General features: G+C 69.2%; 3 protein-coding genes and 1 tRNA gene. All 4 read left to right on the top strand.

Annotation, left to right across the window (positions count from 1 at the left end):
• The coding region (locus tag VME70_05655) for a DNA polymerase III subunit delta' (GenBank protein HTW19684.1) at nt 1-829 on the top strand (829 nt) is incomplete at its 5' end.
• Between the two features lie 171 nt (nt 830-1,000).
• The gene (locus VME70_05650) at nt 1,001-2,425 is read left to right on the top strand and encodes an alpha/beta hydrolase (protein ID HTW19683.1); all 1,425 of its coding nucleotides are present in this window, start codon (nt 1,001-1,003) and stop codon (nt 2,423-2,425) included.
• Nucleotides 2,426-2,484: 59 nt separating this feature from the next.
• Nucleotides 2,485-2,557: transfer RNA gene (locus tag VME70_05645), tRNA-Thr, on the top strand.
• Nucleotides 2,558-2,672: 115 nt separating this feature from the next.
• Nucleotides 2,673-2,825, top strand: a 153-nt coding sequence (locus VME70_05640; protein ID HTW19682.1) for a helix-turn-helix domain-containing protein, incomplete at its 3' end; no start/stop codon positions are given.

The following is a 2,825-nucleotide window of genomic DNA, read 5'->3' as shown; positions in this document are numbered from 1 at the left end:
CCGAGGGCACTGGCAGATCACCATCATCGAAGACGCCGACCGGTTCACCGAGCAGGCGCTCAACGCTTTGCTCAAAGCTCTCGAGGAACCACCCCCGCGAGGGCTCTGGCTGCTCTGCGCGCCGTCGACCGAGGACCTGCTGCCGACGGTACGGTCGCGCTGCGTGCTGGTCGGCTTGCGGATTCCCTCGAGTGCGGCCGTCGCCGGCCAGCTCGCGGCCGAAGGAGTCTCGCCCGAGGTGGCGTCGTTCGCGGCGCGCGCGTCCCAAGGCCATATCGGCCGCGCCCGGCGGCTCGCCGTCGACGACGAGGCCGCGCGCCGCCGGCGGGAGGTGCTCGAGCTGCCGTTGCAGGTCGCTTCCATCGGCGGTTGTCTCGCCGCGGCCGAACGACTGGTCGCGGCGGCCAAGGAGGAGGCCGCCGCGGTCAGCGCCGCACTCGACGGCGAGGAGAAGGAGGCGTTGCGCGAGGCGTACGGCGACACCGGTGCTCGGGGCGCGGCGAAGCCGCGCGGGATCGCAGGCGCGCTCTCCGAGCTGGAGAAACGGCAACGGTCACGAGCGACCAGGACCCAGCGTGACGCGCTGGATCGGGCGCTGGTCGATCTCGCCTCCTTCTACCGCGACGTGCTCCTCGTGCAGCTCGGCGCGCCGATCGAGGCGATCAACGCCGACCTCGAGCCGACCATCGCCCGGCTCGCGTCGACGAGCGCGCCGGAAGCCACGTTGCGCCGGATCGAGGCCATCCTGGAGGCCCGGGAGGCGATCGGCGCGAACGTCGCACCGCTGCTCGCGGTCGAGGCGATGGCCGTGGCACTGCACACCGGCTGAGCCGGCTCACGTCCGCGGTGTCACACCGCGTGGGAGTTGGCCGCCGTACGCTTCAGCTGTGGGCGCATCGGCAGGAGCAGGGTCATCCGACGCCTGATCCTCGCCCTGCTCGTGGCCGCGGCCACCGTGACCGGCTGTACGTCCTCAGGGTCGACCACACCGTCCGGACCGGTGACCTCGACGCCCGCTCCGGCATCCATCACTGCATCGGCGCCCGACCTACGTCGCTTCTACACCCAGCGGTTGGTGTGGCGGCCGTGCGACCGCAGCTTTCAATGCACGCGGCTGCTGGTGCCGTTGGACTACTCGAAGCCGGATGGCGCGACGCTTCGGATCGCGGTCGTGCGACAGCCCTCGACCGGCAAGCACTACGGCTCGCTCATCGTCAACCCGGGCGGTCCGGGCGCGTCGGGTGTGAGCTTCGAGGAGGAGGCGGCACAGGCGTTCGCGCAGCTGACCGACCACTACGACCTGGTGTCGTTCGACCCGCGCGGGGTAGGTCAGTCCGACCCGATTCGGTGCCTGAGCTCCTCGCAGCTCGACACCTACATCAACACCGACCCGACGCCCACCACGCCGGCCCAGCTGGCCCGGGTGGTCGCCGAGGCGAAGCTGTTCGCGAACTCCTGCTATCGGCGCAACGGCTCCTATCTCGACCACGTCGGAACCATCGACCAGGCGCGCGACATGGACGTGCTACGCGCCGCGCTCGGTGACGCGAAACTGACCTACTACGGCGCGTCGTACGGCACCTATCTCGGCGCGAAGTACGCGCAGCTCTTCCCGACCCACATCCGGGCGATGGTGCTGGACGGGGCGCTCGACCCCGACGAGTCGGCGACCCAGGAGAACCTGGTGCAGGCCAAGGGATTCCAGACCGACCTCGACGACTTCCTGGCGGCCTGCGTGCGATCGGGGTCGTGCCCGCTCGGATCGAGCGTGCCAGCGGCACTCACTGCGATCCATTCGCTGCAGGTGCGGCTCATCGCTCATCCGGAGACCGTGAACGGGCGGCTGTTCAGCGCCGGCGAGTTCTTCGAAGGGCTCGCCTCGGGGCTGTACTCACCGGAGGACTGGACCGAGCTGTGGAACGCAGTCGGCGCCGCGATGAAGGGCGACGGCGCGGAGCTGCTCGCGTTCGCGGACTCGCTCACCGAACGGCGGCCGAACGGCACCTACACGAACCTGATCGAGTCGAACATGGCGATCAACTGCATCGATCGCCCGTCGCCGCGTGCGGTGTCTACGTACGTCGACGACGCGCACCGGTTCGCCCGGCAGGCCCCCGACTTCGGCGCGGCAATCGAGTACGGCGCGCTGCCTTGCGCGTTCTGGCGGGTGCGGCCCGTGGAGCGGCTGCACGAGGTGCACGCGCAGGGCGCCCCGCCGATCCTCGTGATCGGTACGACGCGCGATCCGGCCACGCCGTACGTGTGGGCGCAGGCGCTCGCCAAGCAGCTGTCCTCCGGAGTGCTGCTCACCTATGTCGGTGACGGGCACACGGCCTACCTGCGTGGCGACCCTTGTGTGGACGGCGCAGTGAAGTCCTACATCGACGATCTGCAGACCCCGAAGCCCGGAACGGTGTGCCGCTAACCGAGTGAGCCGGCACCGTCCGCCCGGCTAGACTGCCGTTCGCGCCGCCAGCGGCGCACGCCGCCTTAGCTCAGTCGGTAGAGCGATTCACTCGTAATGAATAGGTCGTCGGTTCGATTCCGACAGGCGGCTCGGGTGCCGTGTATGACTTCGGCTGATGCCTCTCACTCGAGCTTCGGGTGATGGGTGTCAGTGTTTCGGGTGATGGGTGACACCTACTTCGGCTGATTGGTGACACTCCCGGTTCATGAGGGAGTTTTCTGTGGCGGAGCAGCGGTATGAGGCTGTGCGGGCGGTGATCGCCGACGGCGAGACGGTGAAGGATGTCGCGGCCCGGTTCGGGGTGTCGCGCAAGACGGTGCATGTGTGGCTGTCGCGGTATGAGGCTGGCGGTCTGCAG

This window comes from Mycobacteriales bacterium (assembly GCA_035504215.1).
Classification (GTDB): domain Bacteria; phylum Actinomycetota; class Actinomycetes; order JAFAQI01; family JAFAQI01; genus DATAUK01.
This window is presented reverse-complemented; position numbering and strand designations above follow the sequence as displayed.